Below are 6,303 nucleotides of genomic sequence, written 5' to 3'. Positions count from 1 at the left end.
CGAGAACGGTTGTGTCGCAACTCCCATTCTTACGCCGAGGACCAGCCCGTCTACTTCAATCCCTCGTCAGCAACGTCCATACCCACAACATCTAGGCAGTGACCTAATGTTCGAGTCAGCGCCGCATCCACTCAGTATCTATCGCGTACACCGTAGATTTGGTATACCACCCAGGTAAGATCAGTTCAAGCTCCTGCAGAGAAATTTGCAGACAGGAGATACGGCCTCGCATACGTCCGGACATCCGGTCTCCCCGCCCGTCCTGGCCTCTACGGAAACTCGGTGACCGGCGTAAACCATCGGCAGTTCCGGCTTCTACGTCGACGTCACCGACGACCGAGCCTTCGACATCCTGGTCTGTCACTCACGACAAACTCTGCGACCTCACCGATTAGCCCGCGCACGGTAGCAGGCGTTTCGACGGCTATACCACCCTGCGCACACTCTTCGATCACCTACATTTACTCAACGGAACCATGCCCTGAAGTGGCACCATGTGGGTCTTTGGATATTGCTCCCGCTCGCGCCGACAGTAGTGCGATAACCTGGTGCCACTCCGGGCATTCTGTGCAGTGCCCACTCGCCACCTGGGAATACGATGCTCACGACCCCGACGGGAGCAACGCCGATGACATCGCCTGAGCAGGCAGGGCGTGCCGCGTCTACGGCGTCCCTCTCGGTTCCAGCTTTCCCTGATCAACTCGGTCTACTTCGAGCCATGGTGCGGGCTGCGGCCGACCATTACGGCCTTTCGATGGACGCACTGGCCGACCTCGTCATCGCAGTCGACGAGGCCGCCACCACCCTCGTCAGTCATGCTCGCCGCTCCAGCACACTGGTGTGCACATTTGACGCCGTCACCAGCCCGAGCCGGCTCCGAGTGATCCTCGCTGCAACGACATCGTCTCCGGTCGACGCCAGCACTTCGTCGTTCGGTTGGCTCGTTCTGCGGACGTTGGTCGATGACGTCATGCTTGAACAAACACCAGCAGCGGCCCCTACCGGCGACCGATCTGTGACGATCACCTTGGAGAGAGCTCTCCCGGCGAGCTCATGAGCGCTGCCCCGAAAGAGAACAATGCTTACACGCACCTCACCGATCTGTTCGCTGAGATGACAGCGCTGGCGGACGGCGATCCCGAACGGGAACGGCTCCGGACACAGATCATCGAGTCAAGTCTGCCGATTGCCGACAACATCGCTGCCCGGTACCGCGGACGCGGGCAGTCCCACGAAGACCTCGTCCAGGTCGCACGTCTCGGCCTGGTGAACGCCGTCGACCGCTTCGACCTCAGCAAGGGCCGCGACTTCCTGTCCTTTGCCGTCCCCACGATGATGGGCGAAGTGCGCAGATACTTCCGGGACAAAGGCTGGGGAGTCCGGGTTCCTCGCTCGCTGCAGGAGAACTACCTCGCACTCAACAAAGCGCACACTTCCCTCACCCAAAGCTTCGGACGCGAACCCACCACCTTCGAACTCGCTCACGAGATCGGCGTCGAACCCTCCGAGGTCGGACAGATCGCCGCCGCCGGTGACTCCTACCAAGCAGCCTCCCTCGAAGCGACAACAGTCGGCGACGGACGGTCCATCGGGGACACACTCGGCGTCTTTGACGCCGCACTTGACGGCATCGACAACCATGAAACTCTCCGTCCCGCGCTACTCGCTCTCCCCGAACGAGAACGGATTATCCTGCTGTACCGATTCTTCGGCGGACTTACTCAAGCGGAGATCTCGGAGAAAGTCGGCATCTCCCAAATGCACGTCTCCCGATTACTGACCCAGTCGCTGAAAACATTACGTGCCGAACTCGGAAAACTCAGCTGAACCTTGCAGCCAGGCCTTACCTTTCAAACCCCCACACTGACGCGCTGACACATCCGCAATGACGATGCGGATGTTTGGAATGCCCCTCGGACGGGGAGGTTGTGGTCGGTCCGCCGGACAATGCACCCCCACTCTGGCCCGGCGGACCCCTCAGATACGAGGAGGGCCCGATTGCCGTGGATGGGAGGCCGTGTGGGCTGCGTCGATTCCTGCTCGGACGCGGTCGAACTGGGCACCGATCAGCCAGCGAAGTTCATCGTCACCGATACCGTTGTCCCCGAAAGGAATTGCATCCACCGGGATGCCGTCGATGACCACCTTGCCGACCGTACCGACCACCGAATCATCCTGACGGCGCGCGATCACCCGACCCGCAGCGAGCACCTGCTCGATCACCGACGCTCGATCAAATCCTTCACCGCCGCGGTACACATGAACGCCCATGTCCTCGTCCCACACCGATACGAACCAGTCCACCGCATCCTCCTCTGCCCTGCCGAGATACACGCCCCGCGTTCACCGCTTGAAAAATGTTTCCACTAACTCCGTTGCGAGTGCTGAGAGGCGGATTTTCCGGCGCTGGGACTGTTCCACCAGTACCTCGAACGCGCGATCCTCGTCGACCCCGTGCGCGTCCGTCAACATGAACTTCGCCTACTCGATGATCCCCCGTGTCTTCACCGCCGCCTGAAGGCCTTCGAGTTCCACTCGCCACTGCTCTGCACGGCGCGCCTACCAGATCGCCCCATCGACCATGGCGACGAAAACATTCAAAAAAGTCTCGTCGACCTCGCTGAGTTGTAAAGGTTCAACGCACCCACCAAGTGGCCGTCGGCCATCAGCGGTGCAGAGAAACAACTTGCCACTCCTATTCCGGCGACATTGCTCGCTCCGGCGACATTGCTCGCGAATTCGGGCCACCGCTGCGCGGCATCATCGAATCGGACCCGAACCACTTGCCGTGTGCGTGCCGATTCCAGGCACGGGCCCTCGCTCGCCCGGTACTGATCGACGTCGACATCGAGCGCACGCTCGTCGGTGCACGCCACCGTCTCCGGCCCATTACTCTCTCGGGACAGCATCGTCACCCCAGCCATGTCCGCAGTAGGGATCGTCGCCACGACCTGCGAGCACACCGACTGCAGCAGCGCGGGCAACTTCATCGGGGTCCGCAGAAGAACCCCGAAATGTTCCACCGCAGTGGCGATTTCGTCGGTATCGTACTGTTGCGCGGCCATCGTGGCGACGAACGGGGACAATGTATCTAGCGAAGTGGAAATATCGTCGCAATCCATGGTGGTCCTGTCTCGCAGGCACCAACCTGCGCACACTCGAAGGTGGCGGCGCTGGCTTCACCGATACCCTGACCTTACCCGGAGGGATACCGCGAGTGCATTTCCCATCACGAAAATGTCACCGTCGAAACACCACCCGCCCCGCTCGACACGACAACGACGGTTCCCAGCTTTCTTCCGGGTCTCGACGGTGACGTATTTCGGCCACCCCGTCAGGCGCGCGACGACTACGCCTTCACCTACGACGAGGTTGTGGTTCCTGTGGGATCTGCGGTACACGTCGAATCCGAAGACGAGGGCAGCCGAACGACAGTCACATTCGAGGCCGGGGGCTTGCTCCCTATCGCGATCTGGGTGTGCACCTACATACACGGCCGTGCGGGCCGAACCCGGCGGGCTCCGGGCCGCATTATCAAAACAACGTGGATCCGGCGGCCGGCGCCGAATCACTCTCGACCGATCCCGCGTACGCCAACCCGTCCAACGAGGTTTGGCTCGACATCACCACCAATGCGAACGGTAACGCTCAGTCGACAGCCACGGTCGACTGGAAGTTCCGGGAAGGCGGAGCGCAGTCTGTGGTGATCCATGCCGACCGCACGAAGGATGCGCTGGGAGAAGCGGGTACGGCAGGCGATCGGCTCGCGTGCATCGACGAAGACTTCTGAGCAGCCGGGGGAATCTACCTAGAATTGTCAACCGATGATGTATCAACGCATACCAAAAAGGAGAACATCGATGCCCGAGTCGCAGAAGAACACATTTCACCAACCGTCGAACGGATCCGAGCAACAAGCCACGCCGGATCCTGCGCAAAAGGCAGCGCTCAACCAGGATCTCACCGAACTCGTCGACGATCTCGAGGAACAGGTGGCCGAGGAACATCGGCAGGAAGGCGTTCCGGGAAATCGTGCCGACCGCGAGCAGACCGAACCCATCGACACCGGTGACAGGGCGCCGGACTGACTCACTCCAATTATGTTGTCGATCATCGCACCCTCGTAGATGTAACAGCGCATACCACAACGCTCGACGACTGCGTCGTGGTACTTGTCCACGATTTCCACCTCAGGTGCCAGGCCACAGGACACGACGTCGTAGCTACTCGCCTTGGGGTCATTCCCCACACGATGAGGTGTACGTGAACTTCGACAACTCGACGCGGGGGCGGAATCATCTACCTGGTGCTGTGGATCACGGCATGCTGATCGATCAAGACAGTTCCGCCAACTTCGTTCCGGTCAACGATGCCGACAACTGGTTGCACTTCGGGCTCGGAGTAGGCACGGTGGCAGTCGGATTCTTGATTCCCCGTCTCGCGCAGCGGGAAAGCCCCACGGACAGCCCAATTCGGTGACGTCCCCGCACCTACGGCGAGATGCCGGCGGCCACGTTTCTCACACGACCACCCTGGGCAACCATGGGTCATGACCTCCCTGTGGCTCAAAAGGGCGCGCCCCGAATACTCATCCGAATTCTCCGAGCGTGAGTACGACACCGTTGTCGTCGGGGCAGGTATGACAGGTGTGGTTACGGCATTGCTGTTTGCCCGGGCCGGTCATGCGGTGGCGTTGCTCGAATCCAGGACCGTCGGAGCTGTCACAACCGGCAATACCACTGGCAAGATCAGTTTGCTCCAGGGCACTCGACTGTCGAGCATGCAAAGAAGCACTCACCGTCGGCAGTGCGCTCGTACGTCGAGGCCAATAGGGAGGGACAACAGTGGCTGCTGCGATACTGCGCCGACAATTCTGTTGCAGTACAACGTGAATCGGCTTTCACGTATACCACCAGCACTGACGGTACCGTCTCCTTGCGGGAAGAATTGGATGCAGCACGTGCGGCGGGACTCGATGCCCACTGGACCGACGTGGTCGAATTGCCGTTCCCGGTGGTTGGCGCGCTCCGCTTGGATGATCAAGCGCAATTCGACGCAGTCCAGGCACTCGACGCGCTGGTCCAGGATTTCGTCCGGTGTGGTGGAACAGTGCACGAAGGGACCCGGGTCTGGACCGTGCACGGTAATCGTCATCGACGTTCGGTGCATACCAACCACGGTGTAGTGACCACTGCGCGAGTCGTGATCGCCACGGGAACACCAATACTCGATCGAGGCGCATTCTTTGCCCGCTTGGAACCACAGCGCAGCTACGCTGCTGCCTTCACAGTTCCCGGCGATATTCCACGAGGAATGTACATATCTGTCGACGAACCGAAACGGTCGATTCGTTACGCTCCGCGCAACGACAGCAACTTGCTACTCGTCGGTGGTAACGGCCACCCCGTCGGGCGCGCAGCATCGCCATCACAGTGTCTGCAAGAGTTGATCGATTGGACTGGCAAGACCTTCCCCGGCGCCGAACTGACGCATTCCTGGTCCGCACAGGACTACCGGCCTGTGAACGAACTCCCTTATGTCGGAGAGCTTTTGCCGGGGGACTCCTCGATCCTCATTGCCACTGGTTATGCGAAATGGGGGATCACCAATTCGGTCGCTGCCGCGCTGACACTGACCACGAGTGTCCTCGGCACCCGAGCGCAGTGGTCAGCAATCTATACCCCGTGGGATTGGAATCAAGTGTCCGGAGTGCCCCATGCTGTTCGGGTCAATGCTGAAGTGGCCGTTCACCTGACGAGCGGCTGGATAAAGCCTTTGTTTGATCGACTCGCGCGCAAGGACCCAGAGTCCAGCAGCCATGGCCAGGTCGTGTGGGAAGGGCTTACGCCTGTCGCCCGAAGCACTGTCGGCGGCGTGACGCAGGAGGTTTCCGCGGTGTGCCCGCATCTTGGCGGCATCGTGAGTTGGAACGACGCCGAACGATCTTGGGATTGTCCACTGCACGGATCACGCTTCACTGCGAGCGGTGAGCTTCTGGAAGGCCCTGCAACCGAAGATCTCTCATGACGTGGACACCTCAGCTCGTTCCATGGCCTCAGGCTCTAAAGGCGTGGTGCTTTCGGACGGTTTCGCGATACCCGCCATTCAGCAATTTCGTCGGATCGAGCGTTCCGTCGCCAGCATAACGCTCGACTTTGTTCCCTATTCACACCATGATTGGCTTTTGTGCCCTCCAGGATGGCCTCATTGTCCGATCCACAATACTCGTCGAGAGTAGAACCGTCCGGCATCGTGACCCGATAGAGGTCCATCTCGTCACCCCTGCTTCCGCATCGTGGTCGA

The 6,303-nt window shown here is 60.4% G+C and carries 6 protein-coding genes and 3 pseudogenes; 6 read left to right on the top strand and 3 right to left on the bottom strand.

The window, feature by feature from the left end; translation table 11 throughout:
* Window positions 1–628: 628 nt before the first annotated feature.
* Together ABH939_RS31685 and ABH939_RS31680 are read left to right on the top strand one after the other, a co-directional pair.
* Entirely contained in the window at window positions 629–1,057 is a 429-nt protein-coding gene (locus ABH939_RS31685) for an ATP-binding protein (protein ID WP_191908626.1), read from the top strand.
* Window positions 1,054–1,827 carry a SigB/SigF/SigG family RNA polymerase sigma factor gene (locus ABH939_RS31680; protein WP_151097261.1) on the top strand — a complete coding sequence of 258 codons (774 nt, stop codon included), beginning with the start codon at window positions 1,054–1,056 and terminating at the stop codon, window positions 1,825–1,827. The genes ABH939_RS31685 and ABH939_RS31680 overlap by 4 nt, the downstream gene beginning before the upstream one ends.
* A gap of 150 nt (window positions 1,828–1,977) precedes the next feature.
* On the opposite strand, the gene ABH939_RS31675 is transcribed toward ABH939_RS31680, so the two are convergent.
* The 3 genes from ABH939_RS31675 to ABH939_RS31665 form a co-directional block, all read right to left on the bottom strand.
* On the bottom strand, window positions 1,978–2,304 hold the full coding sequence (locus tag ABH939_RS31675; protein ID WP_024488290.1) for a hypothetical protein: 327 nt from the start codon (window positions 2,302–2,304) through the stop codon (window positions 1,978–1,980).
* 39 nt (window positions 2,305–2,343) lie between these two features.
* Complete coding sequence (locus tag ABH939_RS31670) at window positions 2,344–2,472, bottom strand: ANTAR domain-containing protein (RefSeq protein WP_080666698.1); 129 nt, start codon at window positions 2,470–2,472, stop codon at window positions 2,344–2,346.
* Between the two features lie 125 nt (window positions 2,473–2,597).
* Entirely contained in the window at window positions 2,598–3,065 is a 468-nt protein-coding gene (locus tag ABH939_RS31665) for a GAF domain-containing protein (protein ID WP_191908627.1), read from the bottom strand.
* Between the two features lie 156 nt (window positions 3,066–3,221).
* On the opposite strand from ABH939_RS31665, the pseudogene ABH939_RS31660 reads away from it, so the two are divergent.
* From ABH939_RS31660 to ABH939_RS31645, 4 genes and pseudogenes are all read left to right on the top strand, one after another.
* Window positions 3,222–3,790 (top strand): annotated as a pseudogene (locus tag ABH939_RS31660) (superoxide dismutase family protein).
* A gap of 70 nt (window positions 3,791–3,860) precedes the next feature.
* Window positions 3,861–4,088 (top strand): hypothetical protein, encoded by a 228-nt coding sequence (locus ABH939_RS31655; RefSeq protein WP_099698476.1) that lies wholly within the window; start codon window positions 3,861–3,863, stop codon window positions 4,086–4,088.
* A gap of 197 nt (window positions 4,089–4,285) precedes the next feature.
* Window positions 4,286–4,479, top strand: a pseudogene (locus ABH939_RS31650) (DUF4383 domain-containing protein); the annotation flags it as partial.
* A gap of 70 nt (window positions 4,480–4,549) precedes the next feature.
* A pseudogene (locus ABH939_RS31645) lies at window positions 4,550–6,027 on the top strand (FAD-dependent oxidoreductase).
* Window positions 6,028–6,303: the final 276 nt, after the last annotated feature.

It is taken from the genome of Rhodococcus sp. 27YEA6 (genome assembly GCF_044908235.1).
Taxonomy (GTDB): Bacteria; Actinomycetota; Actinomycetes; order Mycobacteriales; family Mycobacteriaceae; genus Rhodococcus_F; species Rhodococcus_F qingshengii.
The sequence above is the reverse complement of the archived record's forward strand: the minus strand, read 5'-3'. Positions and strand labels throughout refer to the sequence as shown.

Excerpts from the sequence above, each read along its gene's own strand:
- ABH939_RS31685 (WP_191908626.1), top strand. The coding sequence starts at position 629 with ATGACATCGCCTGAGCAGGCAGGGCGTGCCGCGTCTACGGCGTCCCTC.
- ABH939_RS31680 (WP_151097261.1), top strand. The coding sequence starts at position 1,054 with ATGAGCGCTGCCCCGAAAGAGAACAATGCTTACACGCACCTCACCGAT.
- ABH939_RS31670 (WP_080666698.1), bottom strand. The coding sequence starts at position 2,472 with ATGTTGACGGACGCGCACGGGGTCGACGAGGATCGCGCGTTCGAGGTA.
- ABH939_RS31665 (WP_191908627.1), bottom strand. The coding sequence starts at position 3,065 with ATGGCCGCGCAACAGTACGATACCGACGAAATCGCCACTGCGGTGGAA.
- ABH939_RS31655 (WP_099698476.1), top strand. The coding sequence starts at position 3,861 with ATGCCCGAGTCGCAGAAGAACACATTTCACCAACCGTCGAACGGATCC.